We start from the raw sequence: 19,684 nt of genomic DNA, 5'->3' as shown, positions 1-19,684 counted from the left end.
CACCGGCCCCTTCCTGGCGGGTGCCCTTGACATGCCCGTGATCTACGATGAGGACCTCCATGACACCCGACGCTTCTTACCCGCCTTTCCTTGTGGGCTACCCGCCGCTCACGCCCGTCACCGACGCCGCCCCCGTGGCGGACTTCGACACCGGCTACCACCCGCCCCTCTCCCGTAAGCCCCTGCCGGCCACCGGCGCCTGGCGCGACGGCGACGAGCCCGGCGAGCGCCAGTTCGCAGACCTCGGCCCACTTCCCCTCGAGCTTGGCGGCACAATCCACGTCACGCTCGCCTTCGAGACCTGGGGCACGCTCAGCCCGGACGGCTCGAACGCGATCCTGCTGTGCCACGCCCTCACGGGCGACTCTCACGCCACCTCGAAGGACGGCACGGACGGCTGGTGGAACGAGATCGTCGGCCCGGGCAAAGCCATCGACACCGACCGCTGGTTCGTGGTCTGCCCCAACGTACTGGGTGGTTGCCAGGGCTCGACCGGCCCGGCCTCCATCGCCCCCGACGGCAAGCCGTGGGGCTCGCGCTTCCCCGAGATCACGATCAGGGATATGTGTGCGGCGGAAAACCTCTTGGCCGACCGGCTCGGCGTGAGCCGCTGGGCGCTCGTCGCCGGCGCGTCCTTCGGCGGCAACCGGGTGATGGAGTGGGCGGCGTCGTACCCGCGCATGTGCGGGGCGATCGCCGTGCTAGTGGCGGGCCCGGCCACCACTGCCGAGCAGATCGCCTACCAAAAAACCCAAAATCAGGCCATCGCCCTCGACCCCGCCTTCAACGGCGGCGACTACTATCACCTTCCCGACGGCGCCGGCCCCCACCGCGGCCTGGGCCTCGCCCGCGAGCTCGCACATATTACCTACCGCAGCCCGCTCGAACTCCACCAGCGCTTCGGCCGCACGCCCCAAGAGGGCGAAGATCCACTCGCCGGCGGCCGCTACGCCGTCTCCTCGTATCTGGATCACCACGCCTACAAGCTCGCCGCCCGCTTTGACGCAAACTCCTATCTCACAATCTCCCAGTCGATGATCACCCACGACATCGGGCGAGGCCGCGGCGGCACCCCCGCCGTCGTCGCAAACCTGACCATGCCCGCACTCGTGGTGGCAGTCGACTCAGACCGGCTGTTCTACCCCGCTGACATGGCCGCGCTCGCCGCCGCCCTCCCCGGCGCGCGCCCGCTGCGAACCGTGCACTCCGCCTACGGCCACGACGGCTTCCTCATCGAAAACAACCAGGTCACGGCCATCCTGCGCGACTTCCTCGACGACCCCGCACTCTTCCCCGCCCGCGCGCGCCGGGTGCAATAATGGTGGCATGTCGTGGACACCTGATTTCCTCGGGGACGGCTTCTACCAGCGCGTCCTCCCCCTGCACGACGACGAGTTCGGGCCCAACCGCGCCACACTCGTGACCTACCGGCCTGGGGACAGCGCACCCACGTTCGCGGTGCTGGCAATCCACGGCTGGAACGACTACTTCTACCAGTACGAGTTCGCACTCGAAGTGGAGCGCATGGGCGGGCGCTTCTACGCCATTGACCTGCGCAAATACGGCCGCTCGCACCTCGACGACCAAATGTGGGGCTACATCGAGGACCTATCCACGTACGACGAGGAGATCCACGAAGCGCTCGACGTCATCTACTCCGAACTCGGCGACACCGTCCCGCTCTTCCTCTATGGCCACTCCACCGGCGGCCTCACCGCCACACTCTGGGCCGACCGCCACCCCGATGCCCTCGCCGGCGTCATCCTCAACTCCCCCTGGCTCGAATTCCAAGGCCAGACCGCGCTGCGCCTCGCCAGCCAGCCCATCCTCGACACAATCCATCGCCTCTCGCGCACCACCGTCATCCCCATGCCCGGCAACGACTTCTACCACCGGCTCTTGACCGGCTACATGACCGACGAGGAACGCGCCGCAGCCAGCGCCGATCCCTGCGATGACCCGTTCGTCACCGACGGCGGCTGGCACCCCGACCCGCGCTACCGGCAAGTGCCCTCCTTCCCCATCCGAGCCGGCTGGCTACGCGCGATCGCCAACGGGCACGAGCGCGTGGCCCAAGGGCTCGACATCCAGTGCCCGATCCTGGTGCTCACCAGCGCGCAGACCTTCTACTCCGACACGTGGAATGACCAGATGCGCCACGCCGACACCGTCCTCAACGTCGACCAAATCTGGAAGCGCGTGCCCTGGCTCGGGCGGGTAACCACCCTGGTCAAGGTGCCGGACGCCATCCACGACGTACTACTCTCCCGGCGCTCCGCCCGCCAGTACGCCTACGGCCACATCGAGCGCTTCGTCCGCGGCGCTGTTCGACCAGACCCGGGGCCTGGCCGACACAACTCGTGAAAATACCGGCTACCGATCGCTATAGAAGCCCGCTCGCCCTCAGATTCACGACTTGTGACGACGGGAGCCAGAGCCGAGCAGGAACCAAGCCAGTAACACGGATTATCGGCGCCCAAATCGGCGCGGGTACCGGAGCGGGGCGGGGGTGCTGCGCTAGGCGATCTCGCCGAAGGAGCGGCCGTCCGGGACGAGCCACATGCGCCAGCCGTCCGCGCCGATCATGCCCGAAGCCGCCACCGCAGCCTGCGACGGATCCGCAAACACGCCCTTGCCCTCCACCTCGAGCAGGCCGGTCTCTGTCAGCCGCGCGGAAAGGCTGCGCCGGCGGCGGCGCCGCGAGCGCCACGTCACGTCAACAGCGCCCACCTCGGCCACGACCTGCTGCATCCGCGGCAGGGGCTCGGGCAGGTCCGTGGAGTCAATGTTGGGCTCACGCGTGTTAGCCGCGAGCTGGGTAGCAGACTCAGGCGCGGCCGCGCGATCGGTGCTGTCGGCGCGCTGGGGCCCAGGCGCGGGCGAGCCGGCAGGTGCAGGCTTAGCAGGAGCCAGCGACTTCCACGGGCGCATTGCCGCGCGGGTCACCGCCTCCTGCGAGGCCACCGACGAAGCCTGCTCCGAGTAAATGGTGGCACCGTGATCCTTCGGCGCGCTCATATCCCACAGGCGCTGTTCGGGGCGCTTGGCCTCGCTCATGAGTTGGTCGTACATGGTGGGTCCCACGTCCTGGCGGTTCTTTTCCAAGAGATCCCGGGCCTCCTCGCTCAGCGCCCGGCGGCTCTCCCGCGAGGTTCGGCGGGACTCCACCGTGGACATGACCTCCGACGCCGACCTCTTCGCCGGCCTCTCCTTCTCAAAGCGCCAGCCGCTGATGTCCCAGGCGTCGTCGTAGCGCTGGGCGCGGTCGACGATCTCCTCCGCCTCCGGCGACGGCTCCGCCGTGACTTCAGGCTCCGCGACGTCGGCCACCTCGGCAACCTCAACAGCCTCAGCCACATCTTCGGCGGGTTCTGCAACGTCCGCCGCCGGCTCTTCGGCCGCCGGCTCAGCAGCATTAACCACTTCGGCCGGCACGTCCTCGGCCGGCGCCCCCTCAACGACCTCTTCGGTAGCCGACTCCTCCGCAACGAGCTCCGGCTCAACCGCCTCTCCCGCCCACGGCAGCGCCGCGGGCAGCTCAGCCAGCTCGGCGATCTCTACCAGCAGTCCCTGCGCGCTCTGATAGGCCAGCACCCGATGGGCCTCCACCCCACCGCCGCGCAGGGCGAGGATAGGGCACAGGACATCGGTGTCGTAGGCCAGGGAGAAGATGTGCAGGCGCGGCCCGGGCGCCGTGCGCGGCGGAGCGGAGTCGACGAAGGCGCGGTAGTCGGCGTCGAAGGACTCGAGCCCGCCGGGGTACATCTGCCCGAGCGCGGCCCGGCTCATCTGGGCGTGCCGGCCGGCGCGCGTGAGCGCCGCGCTGAAGTCCTGGGCGGAGAGCGCCTCCACGACGTCAACGCTCACCACCTGCCCCGTCGTATCAAGCGCGAGGAAGGTCTGGTCCGCCCAGCCCACGCCGAACAGCGGTTGGCCGATAAAGTCAAAGATTTGGGAGCGTACGGCGTCAAGGATTTCGGGGCTCGCCTCACTGGGCACGGACTGCGCCGCCGCCACCAGGCGCCCCTGATGCAATGCGAAAACCACCACGCGTTCTCCTTCCCGCACCTCAGTTTATTCCAGCCTACCGGCCCCGGATGGGCGCCGCCTCATCCGTGAAGTGGACTTGCCGACAGCCACGCGGCCAACCACGCCTTCCGTGCCCGCCCGCGCGCCCGTAGCCAACCGCCCAACGACGGCGCGCCCCGGCTTCCTGCCCGGCTCGTTCACGACGCCGCCCGGCCACCACAGCCGCACCCTACCGGCGCCCGCCCTTGCGCCGCACGGCCACCCCGTCGCGCAGGAGTTCGGCGAGGTGCACGCCCTGGTCGCCCGCCAGCTGGGCGGCCTGGGTGCGGCAGGAGAAACCGTCGGCGAGGTAGACGGCATCGTCGGGGGCGGCGGCGAGTTTGGGCAACAGGTCGTTGGCGGCAACCTTGACCGATACCTCGTAGTGCCCCTTCTCCATGCCAAAGTTGCCGGCGAGCCCGCAGCATCCTGAGACCGTGGTGAGGTCGGCGCCGGCGCGGCGCAGCAGCTCCGCGTCGGCAAGCCAGCCCATGACCGAGTAGTGGTGGCAGTGCGGTTGGGCCACCACCGTGAGGCCGCTGAGGTCCGGCGGCGTCCACACCTCCGGCCCTATCGGTGCGGGCGCGGTCAGCAGCTCGGCGAGCGTGTAGGTCATGTGGGAGACGAGGCCGGCGCGGGCGTCATCGAGTAGGTCGGGCATGTCCTCGCGCAGCACCGCCGTACACGACGGCTCCACGCCCACAATTGGGATCCCCGACGCCGCGAACGGCGCCAGCACATCCAACAGGTGCGTGAGTTCCTTCTTCGCGTGCCCCAGCTGCCCGGTGGTGATCCACGTCAGCCCGCAACACGTGTCCGACGGCGGGATGAGCACCGTGTACCCCGCCCGCTGCAACACGGCCACCATGGCCTGCGCGCCCGTGGTATCGAGCGTCTCGGAGAACGAGTCGGCCCACAGCATCACGTACTTTTTCCCCAGCTCGTGCGCGCCGACGACGCCGTCCCCGGCCCCCGCCCGCACCCGCGACTCCTCGCCGGCGCCAGCCCCGGCCAGCTCGCCGCCGACCCGCCGCATCTCGGCCTGCTCGGCCCGCGCGAGCTTGGAAAATCGCGTCGTAGCGAACCCGGGCATCTGCCGGCGCGAGTCCAGCCCAGCCACGGCGAAGGCCAGCTTGCGCAGCGGCGTGACCTTGAGCGCCGCGTTCGCGATTGCCGCCACCCCGGGCACGGCCGTGGCCCACCGGGCCAACAGCGGCAGGTTGCCCAGCACGTAGTGCGTGCGCGGACGGAGCTTGCCCTTGTACCCTCGATAGAGCGCCTCGGACTTGAACTTGGCCAGGTTCACGCCCGTGGGGCAGTCGGAGGAGCAGGCTTTACACGCCAGGCACAGGTCGAGCGACTCGCGCAGCGCCGCATCGGCGAACCCCTTAATCAGCTTCCCGCTCGTCGCCTCTTGCAACACGCGCGCCCGCCCGCGCGTGGCGTCCTTCTCCTCGCGCGTGGCCAAGTACGACGGGCACATGAAAAACCCCGCGCCCGTGCGGTTCGCCCGGCAGTTGCCCACGCCGGTGCAGCGGTGGACGGCGCGGGTGAGGTCGGCGTCGTCCTCGCGGAAGTGGAAGCCGCCGGCGTACTCACTGGGCGAGGCGTGGGGGCGGCGCAGGTCAGAATCGAGGGGCCGCGGGCGCACGAGCACCCCCGGGTTGAGCACGTCTTCCGGGTCGAAGAGTGCCTTGACCGCGCCGAACAGCTCGATGACCTCCGGCGGGTACATGCGGGTCAGCAGCTCGGAGCGGGCGCGCCCGTCGCCGTGCTCACCTGACAGCGACCCGCCGTAGCGCACCGCCACGTCGGCGGCCTCCTCCATGAACGCGCGCATCACCGGCACCCCGCCCAGCTCCTCGATCGGGAAGTCAATGCGCACATGCACGCACCCATCCCCGAAGTGGCCGTACATGAGCCCGTCCAGGCCCTTGGCACCCATGAGGGCGCGCAGGTCGCGCAAGTAGGGGCCGAGCTTCTCCGGCGGCACCGCCGAGTCCTCCCAGCCCGGCCAGGCCGCGGCTCCCGACGGCGTCCGCCCGCCCAGCCCCGCACCGTCGGCGCGGATTCGCCACAGCTCGGTTGCCTCCGGCCCCGGCGGGCAGACGCGGGCGGCGTCGGTGCCGGCGTCGCGAAGGATGCCCGCCACGCGCTCCTCGACCACCGCGAGCTCCTCGCCCTCCTGCGCCCCGACCTCAATGAACAGCCAGCCGCCGCCCTCCGGCAGCTCGGGCACAGAGCCCTTCTTGCGCCGCACCACGTCCACCAGCTGCGCATCAATCCCCTCCACCGCGAGCGGCGAATGGGGAAGTAGCGCGGGCACGGCGTCGGCGGCCGCGGGCATGTCCGGGTAGCCGAGCACCACGAGCGTGGGCGTCTGCGCCAGCGGCACCAGGCGCACCACCGCCTCCGTCATCACGACGAGCGTGCCCTCCGAGCCGACCAGCATCTTCGCCAAGTCGCGCCCGGCTTCGGGCAGGAGGTGCTCGAGCGAATAGCCCGAGACCTGGCGGGAAAACCGGCCAAAGTTTTTGCGAATGTCGGCCAGGTGGGCATCCACGAGGGCCTCCAGCCCCGGCACGTTGAGCTCCCCCGCACCGGCCGTGAAGCGCCGGCCCATGCCGTCCAGGCACTCGAGGGAGACCACGTTATCGGCCGTTCGCCCCCAGGCCACCGCGTGCGGGCCACAGGCGTTGTTGCCGATCATGCCACCCAGCGTGGCACGATTTTGCGTGGAAGGATCCGGGCCGAAGCGCAGGCCGTACGGGGCGGCCGCCGCCTGCAAATCGCTCATCACCACGCCCGGCTGGACGCGGGCCGTGCGCGCTACCGGGTCGACCTCAATGGCATTCATGTAACGCGAAAAATCAAGGACCACGCCCTCACCCACCGCGTTACCCGCCACCGACGTGCCACCCCCGCGCGACGTCAGTGGCACCGAACGCTCCCGGCAGATGCGCAGAACGGCCGCGACGTCGTCGTCGTTCTTGGGGCACACCACCACCTGCGGCGGGACCCGATAATTCGACGCGTCCGTCGCGTACTCGGCGCGAGCGCGGGGCGAGGAATGGACGTCCCCCTCGATGACGGCCTCAAGCGCGTGGGCAAGCGTAGGTTCCATGATGCCTCCTTCGAGGCCATTGTCCCCTTTTTAGCGCGCGAACGCGCACCCTGCACAACTAATGAGAGCCTCGTCAGTCTGCGCGCCGTTCGGCCCGCACGCCCCCTGTCCCGACGAGCACAACGACGACGCCGACCCGCCCAGCCCCGTCCGCTCCAGGTGGTCCACCAGCACCCGGACGAAGACCTCGCTGGTGCCGGTCTTCTTCGCAACGTTAGGGATCGTGCCGCCGGCCCGGATCTCGGCAAGGACCCGGTCGGCAACCGAGTAGGCGGGGCTGCCGGGACGCTGGCTGGCAGCGTTAGCCGGGCTAGCCGGGCGCAGGGACGCCGGACGCGCGGGTGCGCCCACGTTAGCCGCGGGCGCACTCAAGCGAGCGGGAGCGTTCACAGGAACAGCTTCCCGATCTGGAAGATACCCACCGCCAGCGCCCAGGCGATGACGAGCTGGGCGCCCACAGCGATCGTGGTGCGCTTGCCGCCGATCAGGCGGGCCTGCTCGGCCACCGTAGCCAGGCACGGGGTGTAGGCCAGGACGAAGACGAGGAACGCGATCGCGGCCAGGCCCTGGTAGCCCTCGCCGGCCGTCTGCGTGAACGTGGAGGCGAGGAGGTCGGGAAGTTCACCGAGGTCGTCGCCGTTGTCTTCGGCGTCGCCGGCGGCCTCCGGGTCCATGTTGTAGGAGGCCACGATCGAGGACACCACGGTTTCCTTCGCCACGAAACCAGTCATGAGCGCGCCAGCCATGTGCCAGTCGCCGAAGCCGGCCGGCTCGAAGACGGGTTCGAGCACCTTGGCCACCTGCCCGTAGGCCGAATCCTCCATCGGCAGCTCCGGGTCAGCGAAGGACTTGCCCGCGCCTCCCGCGCCCATCGGGATCGCGCCCAGCAGCCACACCACCATGGTCATGGCCACGATGATCTTGCCCGCGCCCTTGACGAAGATCCACGAGCGCTGCACCGCCTGACGCAGCAGCACAAGCGCGCGCGGCACCTGGTAGGCGGGCAGGATCAGCATGAGCGGGGACTGGGCGTCATTCTTGGTATAGAAGAACTTCAGCACCCACGCGCCCAGCACCACCAGCACGATCGAGGCAAGGTAGAGGGCGAAGACCACGGTTCCTGCGTTGTTGGGGAAGAAGATCTTGGTCATCATGAGGTAGATCGTCAGCCGCGCCGCGCAGGAAGTGTACGGCGTGATGAGTACCGTGACTAGGCGCTGCGCCGGGGAGGGCAGCGTGCGGGCCGCGGCGAGGGAGGGCAGGTTGCAGCCGAAGCCCATGATGAGCGGGAGCACCACGCGCCCGTCCAGGCCGATGCGGCGCATGAGGCGGTCCGCCAGGAACGCGGCACGGGCCATGTAGCCCGAATCCTCCAAGATCGACAGCGCGGCGAAGATCGTGAACATGAGCGGCACGAACGACCCGACCACTCCCAGGCCCGTACACAGACCGCCCACCAGGAGCGAATCCACCCACGTTCCGCCCAGGCCGACGACGCCGAGCAGCCAGCTCACGCCGTTCGCCAGTGAGATCGCGCCCTCGTCCGTGCTGGAGAAGATCGCATCACACCAGTCCTGGATGGGACCCACCCACTCGCCGGCCAGCTTGAACAGCAGCCACATGACCGCGAAGAACACGATCGGGCCAGCCACCGGGTTGAGCAGCACCTTGTCCACGCGATCCGAGCGCGACGGCCCGTGGGTCTCAGGGCGCTCGGCGGACGTGTTGATCGCCGACTCCACACGGTCCACCCAGCCGAACAGGCGGGTGGCCCGCTCAAGCTCCGCATCCGTGGCGGAGGCAGGCTCAGTCGTGTGCGTGGGGCCAAGCTCAAGGCTGGTCGGGCGGTCGTGCCCGCAGCCGCAGGCGAGGCCCGTGGGGGGCGACGTCGTCAAGCTCCAGGGACGAAGCCTTGTCGTGGCCGCAACCGCACGCAGCACCGCCGCCGCAGGAGGTCTGGGCGAGGAGATCGCGCTCGTCGACGTCGGACAGCCGGCAGCTAGCCAGCGGGTTCGCGGCCGCGCGGGCGTTGTAGCCGGGGGCCGTGGGGTCGGCGTCGAGGCCGGACACGCGGCGCGGCTCGAGGATCGCCTGCTCGACGAAGCGGTCAAGCTGGGCGTACTGGCCGCGCTTGCGCGGGTCAAAGATCATGACCGGGATACCAAGCTCGCGCGAAACCACCGACGGGTCGATCTTGATGCCGTTATCGGCGGCGACGTCAGCCATGTGGATCACCGCCGCGACCGGGTAGCCCGTCTGCGCCAGCTGGGCCACGAGGTACAGGGAGCGGGTGAGCGCGCCGCCGTCGAGCACGGCGAGCACCAGGTTGACGTCCTGATCGAGCGGGCCGCGGTGGCCGTGATGGCCGTGGTCAGCCGGGGCGGCGGCGTCGCGACCGGGGCCTGCGAGCGTGTCAGCCACCACCTTCTCATCCGGGCTGTTGGGGATGAGCGAGTAGGCGCCGGGCAGGTCGAGCACGCGGGCGCCGAGGCTCCGCCACGTGCCGGCCTTGACCTCCACCGTGGTGCCGGGGGCGTTGATGACCGCCTGGCGGGCGCCCGTCACGCCGTTGAAGAGCGTGGACTTGCCGACATTCGGGTTGCCGACCAGTGCGATCGTCACGCCCGCGTAACGCTTGTTTTCCTTGACCTTTTCCTGGACCGTCATGCCACCAGCTCCGCTTCGATGTTCTTCGCGGACCGGTGGTCGATCGCCACGCGCGAGCCGGCAATATTAAGGACCAAGCCGCCAAAACCGGCATGCTGGATCACCGTGGCTTCGGCGCCAATCCGCACACCGATCTCCTGCATGCGCAGCAGGCTATGCTCGGGGAGCTTCAGGTTAGTGAGTCGAAGCGTAACGCGTGTGGGGCATTCGCTGAGCTTCATTCTTCCTCCAGGAAATATGGAATTGTCACGAGTAAGGCTATCCTTGCCTTGCTCATATAAGAAAGCCCAAAGTCCCGTTATTTACACCTTGGAATGACTCCAGTTTGGGGTGCGGCGGTGGCGGCCGGTGGTCTGTCGCCGGCCCGCCGGTGGGCTGCCGCCGGCCCCCTCTCAGCAGATGCGGCACTAAACTGACAAACGCGGTACTAAATAACGGGAAAGTAGTGCCGCATCTTGCCAGGTAGTGCAGCATCTGCAACGACCACCAGCCGGAGGGCAGCTGCCGGGCGGGAAGGCCGCGCGCGTGGTGGCGAGCTCGTGCCCGGGGGCTGTGGGCGCTGCGGGCTCTGCGGGCGCTGGTGACGCAGGTGACGCGAAACGCACGCACGGGCAGGCGCGGGTGCGGGCGCACGGGCAGGCGTGCGGTGACGCGGCAGGCAAGCGCGGGCATGAGTGTGGGCCCGGACGGGTGTCCGGGCCCACACTGCTAGCTGGCGTTAGGTGAGGTCGTACTCGCGGAACTCGCCCGAGGCGGAGCCACCCGGTGCCGGAGCACCCGGTGCCGGCACACCCGGCCCGGCCTGCGCTCCAGGACCTGCCGGAACTCCCGGCGCGATGCCCGGCTGAGCTCCCGCAAACGTGCTGGCCTCGGCCGAGTGGGCCGCGGAGAACTGAGGAGCCTCCGGCTGAACGCCGAGCTCGGCGCCCTGACCCGGCGCGCCCGGGCCCACCGGAGCCCCCGACTGCACGCTGTATGGCTGCGCGCCATACGCGCCCGCCGGCCCAGCCACACCGGCGGCACCGGCAGCTCCCGGGTACGGCGCCGGCTTCGGCCCCTTGGAGAACAGCTTGGCGATCTTCTTGCGGAAGATGATGGCCAGCGCGATGAGCGCGATCACCACCACGGCAGCGATGATCATGCCTATCAGCTTGCCCATCGTCGGACCCGACGCATACCCCTCGAACCAGAGCGAGCTGGCGTCGGAGACGGAGTAGGTGTACGTGTCACCATCGCGGGTCCACAGGTAGTCGCTAACATTCGCCCACTTCTGCATGGTGCCGAGTTCAACGCTGCCCGTCACCTGGGAGATCTGGGCGCCGCCCACGAAGTCGTATGGGTCGAGTTCGAGCTGGACCTCGTAGTCGCCGTCGGTGACCTCCTTCTCGACGCCTTCGAGGGTGCGGACGCGGACGGACCAGGCGTACGCGGATTCGTCCTTTGGCGTGAAGGAGAAGGAGTAGGTGCGCTTGCCGTCGGCGTCGGAGGTCTTCATAGAACCGCCGTTCTCGGCGAGCGCGGCCTCCACCTGGTCGAGGAAGTCGGCGTATTCGGTGGAATCGAGCACGACGTCGACGTCGAGTGTCCATTCCCTCGACATCGACACGTTCACCGCGAAGTCGAGCGAGTCGAAGACGATGTCCTTGTCGAAGGCGAACTCGAAGCTGGTGCCGTACGCGTAGTCGGTGTTGTCGCCACCCCCGGAGGTGTAGCCCTCGGGTGCGATCATGTGTACTTCTAGCCCGCAGTAGCTGCTGCACAGCTCCACCGGGTCGGCGGTGCCGCGGTAGGTGCGCTGGAGCTTGGCTTCCCCGTTTTCGCCGCCAGTGCCGACTTCGAACGACGTCGCCCCCTCGCCGAACACGTCGTCGAGCTTCAACACGAGGTCCTCGGCGGAGATCGCGTCGAAGCTGAGCGAGCGCTGGTAGTTGTTGGTCGAGGTGTCGGTGTCGGAGTCGATCGTCATGCCGGAGAACTTGCCGAGGAACTCGTCGTCGATCTTCTTGATCGGCTCGGTCGGCTTCGAGTAGCGTTCGAGCACGACGACGGCCCCGAACGAGCCGTCGTCGTTGTCAGCGATTGTCAGGTAGACGTTGTCGAAGCCCTGGTCCTGGGTTTGATCGATGAAGATGGAGCCGCCGTAGTCCGACGTGTAGGTCTCCCCTCCGTAGGTGACGGTGCTGGGGTCTTCGCCGTCGATGACGCTGCTGCGGTCGTCTTCGGCGATGACACCTTCGACGACGAGCGCGTCCGGCACCCAGGCCAGCAGGTCGGAGGAGGAGAAGCTTTCTTCGAACTCGAAGCCCTTCTTGAACGAGCCGTCGGCGGAGAAGAACGTGATCTCGGGATCCCCGTCAAGGCCGCCGGCCTCGAGGATCGCGGTGACCTTCGACTTGTAGTCGTCCATGTCGGTGAAGGACAGGGTGAAGTTGCCCGTCACCTCCGCCTCGCCCATCGTCAGCCCGGAGAACTCGAGGCCTTCGGGCAGGTCTTGACGATCGCGGCGTCGGCGGCTTCGAAGCCGCCGGTGATGCGGTCCCGGGTGTCGGCGTCGTTGGCCACGGTGAAGGAGATCGTGCGCGTGCCGGCGCCGCCCTCCTCCAGGGCCACGGTGGTGTTCAGGCGCGCGCCGCACGCCGTGAGCAACATGAGCAGGGCCACCGCGAGGGCGACCACGCTGAAACGTGACTTGGTCTTCATGGCTACGACACCAGCTGACCGAGGATGAGGAAGATCAGCATGACGACCACGGCGGCAAGCCCGCAGAAGAGGACGTACGGGACTAGCATCGACTTCTCCGCCCGCGCGATCCGGTTGAGCCCCACGTAGTTCGCGATAAACGCCATGTTGCCCGCCAGGCCCACGCCAATGGAGAGCACGAGGAAGCCCAGGAAGAACGTGACCGTGGTGGGGATGATGACCAGGAAAGCGCCGATCACCATCATGAAGATCGCCGGGGTGGCCGACACCGACCACAGGGTGGCCACCTGCCCAAACGGCACGGTGACGCCTCGCATCTTCAGTGTGAAGTACAGGGCGCACGTGAAGGCGAACACCAACGCCGCCAAGACGACCGCGCCGAACAGCCAGAGCTTCAACCCGGTGCCGAGCAGGTCGCCCACGCTGGGGCCGGAGTAGCCGAAGCCGTAGCGGCTGTAGGTGTTGACAAAGTTGACGATCCCCTTCAACGCTGCCACGCCGACGCCCGCGGGGATGAGCGCGCCGACGAACACGAAGATGCCCATGGCCACGTGCCAGTAGTAGCGGTAGGACTCGCCCAGCTTAATCGCCTCGAGCAGGCGGCCGCCCAGGATCAGCTTGATCACGGACCACATGGCACCAAAAACCCCGCCGATGGAGTCCGCGGGGTTCGCGGGGGCCGACGACGCCGGGGCGCCGGCCGCGTAGACTGCGTTCGGGTCGTAGCCCTGGCCGGGCACGTAGGGCACGTAGGCAGGGGCCGCGTTCGGATCGTAGGCCTGTGGGGCGTTCTCGGCGGCCGACGACGCCGGGGCGCCGGGCGCCTGCCCATAGGTGTTGGCCGGGGCCGCGGCGTAGGAGTCGGTGGGCGTGTAGTCAGCCGGAGCGGCCTGCTCGAGCGGCTCCGTGGGGTTTTGGGGCAGCGGCTCCGTGGGGGCCGACTGCGCGGCGCCCGCCGCCTCGGGGCCGTCAGCCCTTTGAAGCGGCGCGGTCTCGGTACCATCTGCCGATTCAGGCGTGGGTGTGAGTTCGTTGTCCACGATTTCCCTTTCGTGTGTGCGTGTGAGGGGCACGTCTGTGCGACATGACCCTATCACTATAACTTACGTCACTTTGGGGGCATCGATTTCCCGACGACGCCGCCCGGCCCGCGCCCACCGACGCCGCCCGGCCCGCCAGCGGAAAGAAGGAGGGGCTCGGCCATCCCTGGCCGAGCCCCTCCCGATTCGCCCGCGTACTCGCAGGCCCTTCAGCGATTTACAGGTCGTTGAAGTGGCGCACGTACGTGGTCTCGTTCTCGATGGCCGCACGGCCCGATTCGAGGCGGGCCACCGGCACGCGGAACGGCGAGCAGGACACGTAGTTCAGTCCGACCTTCTCGAAGAAGTGGATCGAGCTCGGGTCACCGCCGTGCTCGCCACACACGCCCATCTTCATGTTGGGCTTGGAGTGGCGGCCGCGCTGCACGCCCATGTCCACGAGGGCGCCTACGCCACCGAGGTCCACGGACTCGAACGGGGACACGCCAAACACGCCGTAGTCGAAGTATTCGTTGAAGAACGTGCCTTCGACGTCGTCGCGCGAGAAGCCCCACGTGGTCTGGGTGAGGTCGTTCGTGCCGAAGGAGAAGAAGTCGGACTCGGTGGCGATCGTGTCAGCCGACACGGCCGCGCGCGGCAGCTCGATCATGTTGCCGATCGGCAGGTCGAGCTCCACGCCCGTCTCCTTCGAGACTTCGGCGATGACTTCGAGGGCCATGTCGCGCACGATCTGCAGTTCGCGCACGCCGCCGATGAGCGGGACCATGATCTCCGGCTTCGGGTCCTTTCCTTCCTTCATCAGGTGGGCGGCGGCTTCGGCGATCGCGCGCACCTGCAGGCGGATGAGGCCCGGGATCTTCAGCCCGAGGCGCACGCCGCGCAGGCCCAGCATGGGGTTCTGCTCGTGGTGCGACTTCACGGCCGCGAGCAACTCGCGCTCGTCGTCGGTGATCTCCTCGCCCTTGGCTTCCTTGACCGCGAGCTTAACCGACAGGTCGGTCAGGTCGGGAAGGAACTCGTGCAGCGGTGGGTCGATGAGGCGCACGGTGACCGGCAGGCCGTCCATCGCGTCGAAGATGCCGATGAAGTCCTCGCGCTGGTATGGCAGCAGCTCGGCCAGCGCTTCGGCCTGGGTCGCCTCGTCGTGGGCGAGGATCATCTTCTCGATGAGCTTGCGGCGGGACCCAAGGAACATGTGCTCGGTACGGCACAGGCCGATGCCCTGGGCGCCGAACGCGCGGGCACGGGCGGCATCCTCCGGCGAGTCGGCGTTGGCGCGCACGAGCATGCGGCGCTTCTCGTCCGCGTGGCTCATGATGCGGTCCACGGCGCCCACCAGGTCGCGGTCGTCATCGGTGTGTGCGGCGGCGAGGCCGGCCTCGAGCCCTTCGGCCAGGTAGGTGGTGACCGGGGAGTCGGTCACGGGCACGTCGCCTTCGAAGATTTCGCCGGTGGTGCCGTCGATCGCGATGATGTCGCCCACCTTGAATTCCTTGCCGGTGGACTTGACCTTCATGGTGCCGGCCACGTCGTCGACCACCAGGTCATCGGCGCCGACCACACAGCAGCGGCCCATGCCGCGCGCCACCACGGCCGCGTGCGAGGTCTTGCCGCCGCGGGCGGTGAGGATGCCCTCGGAGACCACCATGCCCTGGAGGTCTTCGGGGTTCGTCTCACGACGCACGAGCACCACCTTCGCGCCCGCCTGCGTGCGTGCCACCGCGGTGGCGTTGTCCATGACGATCTCGCCCACGGCCGCGCCCGGGGAGGCCGGCATGCCGCGGGTGATGGTGACCTTCTTCGCGTCCTTGTCGAACTGCGGGAAGAGCAGGGAGGTGAGCTGGTCGCCCGTCACGCGGGTGACCGCCTCGTCGCGAGTGATGAGACGCTCGTCGACCAGCTGGTCCGCCACGCGGAACGCCGCGGCCGGGGTGCGCTTACCCACGCGGGTCTGCAGCATCCACAGCTTGCCGCGCTCCACCGTGAACTCGATGTCGCACAGGTCGCGGTAGTGGATCTCGAGGCGGTCCATGATGGCCAGCAGCTCGTCGTACGACTTCTTGTCCAGCTCACCGAGCGCCGACAGCGGCAGCGTGTTGCGAATGCCCGCCACCACGTCCTCGCCCTGCGCGTTCTCGAGGTAGTCGCCGTACACGCCCGAGTGGCCCGTGGAAGGATCGCGCGTGAAGCACACGCCCGTGCCGGAGCCCGCACCCATGTTGCCAAACACCATGGTCTGGACGTTGACAGCGGTGCCGATGTCGTTCGGGATGTGCTCGCGGCGGCGGTAGATGCGGGCGCGCTCCGTGTTCCACGAGTTGAACACGGCCTTGATCGCCAGATCAAGCTGCTCGCGCGGGTTCTGCGGGAAGTCGTGACCCGTGGCCTCCTTGACAATCGCCTTGAACTCCACCACCAGGCGCTGCAGGTCCTCCGTGGTCATGTCCGGATCGCCGGCGTAGCCCTTCTCATCCTGGAGGGCATGCAGGGCGTCCGCGAACGGCTCACCCTCAATGTGCAGCACGGTCTTGCCGAACATCTGCACTAGGCGGCGGTACGAATCCCACGCGAAACGCTCATCCCCGGACTGCTCCGCAAGGCCGAGCACCGACTCGTCGTTCAGACCAATGTTGAGCACGGTCTCCATCATGCCCGGCATGGAGAACTTCGCACCCGAGCGCACCGACATGAGCAGCGGATCAGCCGGATCACCCAGGTGCTTGCCCATCTTCGCCTCGACCTCACGGATCGCGCCCGTGACCTGCACGTCCAGCTCCTCCGGCGCCGCACCCTCGTTCAGGTACACGCGGCAGGCCTCCGTGGTAATCGTGAAGCCGGGAGGCACCGGGAGACCAAGGTTGGTCATCTCAGCCAGGTTCGCGCCCTTACCGCCGAGGAGGTCCTTCTGGTCCTTATCACCCTCGGTGAAGTCGTATACGTACTTTGTCATCTGCCCTCCGTTGGGAATCATGGGTTGTCGTATGTTGTAGGGGCGCGCCACCCGTTTCGGGCGGTTCGGCCCGCCTATTTCGAGCGGTGTGGCCCGCCTAGTATGGGCGGCCTTAGCCGCCACGCACCGCCCTCAAATGTATCACCGGCCGGGCGCCATATGCGACTTTCGACCCGGTTCCCGCAACGGCAAGCCCCCGGGTGGCGGGCCCGTCTCACGCACGCCTGGGCCCGGGTGCCTAGGCCGGCGTCACGACGCCATGGGGCGGCTTGCGTCCCGGCGCCGCGCTCGCGCTACCTCCCAATTGATGGTGAACAACTCCTGCCGAGTCTCGGTGGCTCGCAGAGCATCCTCTGCGCTACGGAGCAGCTCCTCAGACTCAGTGCGTAGACGATTTCGTTCGGCGCGATAGTCGTCCTCAGCATCGTCAGCCTTGCGCTGCCAGCGCCGTGCCTCTTGGCGGAGCTTCAACTCCTGCGCCGTGTTTGATGCCTTTCGAGCTTCCTTGTTTGCTGTGGCGGCCTTGGCTTGGTAATCGCGGATCTTGGCGTCAAATGTCGCTTTGAGGTCGAGGCGAGCAGCATCAACGAGGGCTTCTTGTTCAAGAAAGAAAGTGGCATTTCGCTCTTCGACATCCCGCTCGAGCCTCTTGATCTGTTGCGCGATGCCGCGCTCGAAGCCGTTGGTATCCACATCGCCCTCACTGACGTTGACGCAGTTCAGGTCGAGCAGATCTCGAATCTGCTCTGGATCCATGGGGGTACCGTTATCAAAGAACCCTGAGAATAGGAGATACGACTCTCGAAGGTCCTTGCTACCAGCGCGCATCGCGAAGGTGACTTCCTCAACTCGCAACCGCCCCTGCTTATTGCGCATACGCTTGGCGATCGTGCTGGCCCGGTCTGATCCTTGAATCTGGAAGATCAGCCGGGCAGGTGGAGTGTTTCGTGTTTTCGCCGACTCGATGACCCACGAACAAAGATCACTGGAGTAGCGATACTGATGCGCGCCCTTCCGCGGCTCCGACTTGAAGTAGTAGTCACCGGCCGTAATTCCACTACGGGGCGAGGCGTGAAGCTTGAACTGCGTACCCGAATCGTTGAAGGTGGCTTTATCCCCCAGCTCGTGCCGAGTAACATCGATCAAGAGTCGTTCAAAGGCGTTGAGGACGATTCCGGTTTGGGCGTCGTAGGACTTGAGCTTGTCGCGCACCTTCGGGTCGAGGTTATCGAACACCTTGGCGCGGGTCTTCTTCATCTCCCGGTTGATCTGCTTCGCGTACTTCGCTTCGAGAGCAGTAAACGCGGCATCGATCTCGGCGGAGGTCTTGCAGTTGTCAAGGATGTGGGCGATGTTCTTCTCGAAATCCAGGCCGTCTTCGATCTGACCGAGAACCTCATCGGACGCGCCGAACACGGAGGTGAACAGCTCGAACTTCTCAGTGAGCAGCTCGAGGATGCGTTCTTCGGCAAGGTTTCCTTTGTTGGAGAAGTTGACGACCACGACGTTGTGTTTCTGCCCGAAGCGGTGCACGCGGCCGATGCGCTGCTCGATGCGTTGCGGGTTCCACGGCAGGTCATAGTTGACCAGCATCGAGCAGAACTGCAGGTTGATACCCTCCGCAGCGGCCTCGGTCGCGATCATGAGCCGACCGCGTTCACGGAATTCATCCACGAGGGCTTTACGCCGGTCTGCAGCAAGAATACCTGTGACAAGATCACCGCCCTGGTTCTCCTCGAGCCACCGCTTGTAGATCGTGTTGGCTTTCGGACTGGTATTGGTGCCGTTGAACAAGACGAGGCCTTCGCCCCATCCTGCCTCCGTGAGGGATCGGGCGAGGTAGTCCTGGGTGACGGTGGAGTCGGTGAAAATGATCGCCTTCTCCGGTGCACCAATCTCGCGCAGCTTCGCAAAGCCCTGCTCGAGCGCATCAACCAGCTTCACAGCCTTCTGGTTGACGGTAATGGAGCGGGCGAGCTTTGCGTACTCGCGCAGCTCTTCGACTTCGCTGAGCATCGCATGGCGCTGCTCCGGGTCAATCACCTCAGGGGTGACCGGGGTGTTTTCTGCTTCTTCCCGTAGCTCGCCGGTGAGGTCTGGGTCACCGACGAAGCCGCCGGCGTCGTTGCGTCGGCGTCCGGCGCGGACTTCCGCTTCGAGGCGGTCTGCAGTGCGCTCTAGAGTAGAGGCGACGGCGTAGGAGGAGGAGCCGAGGCGTTTGCGCATGATGAGAGCGGACAGGTGGCGTTGGGATTTCGCAAACGCCCACAGAAACGGCCGCTGCAGGTACTCGTTGATCTTGTCGTACAGCTCGATCTCAGCATCGCTCGGGGTAAACGCGACGGTCAGCGGCATACGTTCGGTGAAGCGAATGTACTTATCCGCATCCTTGCGAAGCGTCCGTTTCGCCACCATCGCGACCCGCTGGGCGAGGTCATCGTTGCCGACCCCGTCAGGGTTGTCCAGGTAGCGCTCCTTGAATGCCTCGAGAGAATGGAAGTAGTCCGGCGCGAACACCGAGACCAGCCCGTAGAGTTCCTCGAGCCGGTTCTGTAGCGGAGTCGCGGTGAGCATGACCGTCTTCGTGGCGGCGCGGCAGATGCGGGCGACGTTTGCTGCGATCTTGGCTTGCCCGGTCCAGTGGGAGCGCAGGCGGTGGGCTTCATCGCAGACCACGAGATCCCAGGTCCGGAGCAATTTCGTGGTCTGCGAGTTCGCGAACTCATAGGAGCAGATGAGGATCTGATCCTTCGCGCCTGGCCCGGTCAACTCATCAATGTTGGTGCGATCGAGCAGTGAGGCGGGCAGAGCGAATTTCTCGTCCAGTTCCTGCTTCCACTGCTGGCGCAGCGACGATGGTGCGATGATGAGGACGCGCCGGTTGCGCTGTGCCCAGTATTGGGAGATGACGATTCCGGCCTCGATCGTTTTACCAAGCCCGACCTCGTCAGCAAGGATCACCCCATTCAGGAACGGGGTTTGCAGGGCGAACAGGGCGGCGTCGACTTGGTGGGGTTTGGGCTCCACCTGCGCATCGAATAGCAGCCCCGCGAGCTTGCCGACATGGTCGGAGGCATAGGAACGGTCGAGCTCGTGAGCGTAGAGCTTGGCCTGATAGTCACTCAAATACTGCAC

At 67.1% G+C, this 19,684-nt stretch carries 13 protein-coding genes; 2 read left to right on the top strand and 11 right to left on the bottom strand.

Features of this window, described 5'->3' with window-relative positions; translation table 11 throughout:
* The first annotated feature begins 59 nt into the window (after positions 1-59).
* Together HMPREF3174_RS02745 and HMPREF3174_RS02740 are read left to right on the top strand one after the other, a co-directional pair.
* Complete coding sequence (locus HMPREF3174_RS02745) at positions 60-1,319, top strand: homoserine O-acetyltransferase MetX (protein ID WP_070444832.1); 1,260 nt, start codon at positions 60-62, stop codon at positions 1,317-1,319.
* A gap of 7 nt (positions 1,320-1,326) precedes the next feature.
* Entirely contained in the window at positions 1,327-2,364 is a 1,038-nt protein-coding gene (locus HMPREF3174_RS02740; RefSeq protein ID WP_070447781.1) for an alpha/beta hydrolase, read from the top strand.
* Positions 2,365-2,517: 153 nt separating this feature from the next.
* Here HMPREF3174_RS02740 and HMPREF3174_RS02735 read toward each other — a convergent pair whose 3' ends face one another.
* The 11 genes from HMPREF3174_RS02735 to HMPREF3174_RS02685 form a co-directional block, all read right to left on the bottom strand.
* Positions 2,518-4,050 (bottom strand): hypothetical protein, encoded by a 1,533-nt coding sequence (locus tag HMPREF3174_RS02735; RefSeq protein WP_070447778.1) that lies wholly within the window; start codon positions 4,048-4,050, stop codon positions 2,518-2,520.
* Between the two features lie 208 nt (positions 4,051-4,258).
* A complete protein-coding gene (locus tag HMPREF3174_RS02730; RefSeq protein WP_062613281.1) occupies positions 4,259-7,192 on the bottom strand; it encodes an FAD-binding and (Fe-S)-binding domain-containing protein in 2,934 nt (977 codons plus the stop codon).
* 30 nt (positions 7,193-7,222) lie between these two features.
* A complete protein-coding gene (locus HMPREF3174_RS02725; protein ID WP_062613279.1) occupies positions 7,223-7,582 on the bottom strand; it encodes a hypothetical protein in 360 nt (119 codons plus the stop codon).
* Positions 7,579-9,087: a ferrous iron transporter B gene (locus HMPREF3174_RS02720; RefSeq protein WP_070447775.1), complete on the bottom strand. Its 1,509-nt coding sequence runs from the start codon at positions 9,085-9,087 to the stop codon at positions 7,579-7,581. The genes HMPREF3174_RS02725 and HMPREF3174_RS02720 overlap by 4 nt, the downstream gene beginning before the upstream one ends.
* Positions 9,023-9,859, bottom strand: coding sequence for a FeoB small GTPase domain-containing protein (locus tag HMPREF3174_RS02715; RefSeq protein WP_070447772.1), 837 nt, complete (start codon positions 9,857-9,859; stop codon positions 9,023-9,025). Before HMPREF3174_RS02715 ends, HMPREF3174_RS02720 begins: the two co-directional genes overlap by 65 nt.
* Positions 9,856-10,080 carry a FeoA family protein gene (locus HMPREF3174_RS02710; protein ID WP_068538616.1) on the bottom strand — a complete coding sequence of 75 codons (225 nt, stop codon included), beginning with the start codon at positions 10,078-10,080 and terminating at the stop codon, positions 9,856-9,858. Before HMPREF3174_RS02710 ends, HMPREF3174_RS02715 begins: the two co-directional genes overlap by 4 nt.
* A gap of 497 nt (positions 10,081-10,577) precedes the next feature.
* Positions 10,578-12,314: a hypothetical protein gene (locus HMPREF3174_RS02705; protein WP_070447769.1), complete on the bottom strand. Its 1,737-nt coding sequence runs from the start codon at positions 12,312-12,314 to the stop codon at positions 10,578-10,580.
* 2 nt (positions 12,315-12,316) lie between these two features.
* Positions 12,317-12,559, bottom strand: a complete 243-nt coding sequence (locus tag HMPREF3174_RS02700; protein WP_070447766.1) for a hypothetical protein — start codon at positions 12,557-12,559, stop codon at positions 12,317-12,319.
* A 2-nt stretch (positions 12,560-12,561) separates the two neighbouring features.
* A complete protein-coding gene (locus tag HMPREF3174_RS09190) occupies positions 12,562-13,599 on the bottom strand; it encodes a hypothetical protein (RefSeq protein ID WP_068538614.1) in 1,038 nt (345 codons plus the stop codon).
* A 217-nt stretch (positions 13,600-13,816) separates the two neighbouring features.
* Positions 13,817-16,549, bottom strand: a complete 2,733-nt coding sequence (gene ppdK / locus HMPREF3174_RS02690) for a pyruvate, phosphate dikinase (protein WP_068538613.1) — start codon at positions 16,547-16,549, stop codon at positions 13,817-13,819.
* A 249-nt stretch (positions 16,550-16,798) separates the two neighbouring features.
* The gene (locus HMPREF3174_RS02685; RefSeq protein ID WP_371440859.1) at positions 16,799-19,675 is read right to left on the bottom strand and encodes an SNF2-related protein; all 2,877 of its coding nucleotides are present in this window, start codon (positions 19,673-19,675) and stop codon (positions 16,799-16,801) included.
* Between the last annotated feature and the right edge of the window lie 9 nt (positions 19,676-19,684).

Origin of the sequence: Trueperella sp. HMSC08H06 (genome assembly GCF_001808465.1) — a bacterium.
Lineage (GTDB): Bacteria > Actinomycetota > Actinomycetes > Actinomycetales > Actinomycetaceae > Trueperella > Trueperella bernardiae.
The sequence above is the reverse complement of the archived record's forward strand: the minus strand, read 5'-3'. Positions and strand labels throughout refer to the sequence as shown.

What these genes read in the sequence shown, in the direction of transcription:
- HMPREF3174_RS02745 (WP_070444832.1), top strand. Translation starts at nt 60, where the DNA reads ATGACACCCGACGCTTCTTACCCGCCTTTCCTTGTGGGCTACCCGCCG.
- HMPREF3174_RS02740 (WP_070447781.1), top strand. Translation starts at nt 1,327, where the DNA reads ATGTCGTGGACACCTGATTTCCTCGGGGACGGCTTCTACCAGCGCGTC.
- HMPREF3174_RS02730 (WP_062613281.1), bottom strand. Translation starts at nt 7,192, where the DNA reads ATGGAACCTACGCTTGCCCACGCGCTTGAGGCCGTCATCGAGGGGGAC.
- HMPREF3174_RS02715 (WP_070447772.1), bottom strand. Translation starts at nt 9,859, where the DNA reads ATGACGGTCCAGGAAAAGGTCAAGGAAAACAAGCGTTACGCGGGCGTG.
- HMPREF3174_RS02710 (WP_068538616.1), bottom strand. Translation starts at nt 10,080, where the DNA reads ATGAAGCTCAGCGAATGCCCCACACGCGTTACGCTTCGACTCACTAAC.
- HMPREF3174_RS02705 (WP_070447769.1), bottom strand. Translation starts at nt 12,314, where the DNA reads ATGGGCGAGGCGGAGGTGACGGGCAACTTCACCCTGTCCTTCACCGAC.
- HMPREF3174_RS02700 (WP_070447766.1), bottom strand. Translation starts at nt 12,559, where the DNA reads ATGAAGACCAAGTCACGTTTCAGCGTGGTCGCCCTCGCGGTGGCCCTG.
- ppdK (WP_068538613.1), bottom strand. Translation starts at nt 16,549, where the DNA reads ATGACAAAGTACGTATACGACTTCACCGAGGGTGATAAGGACCAGAAG.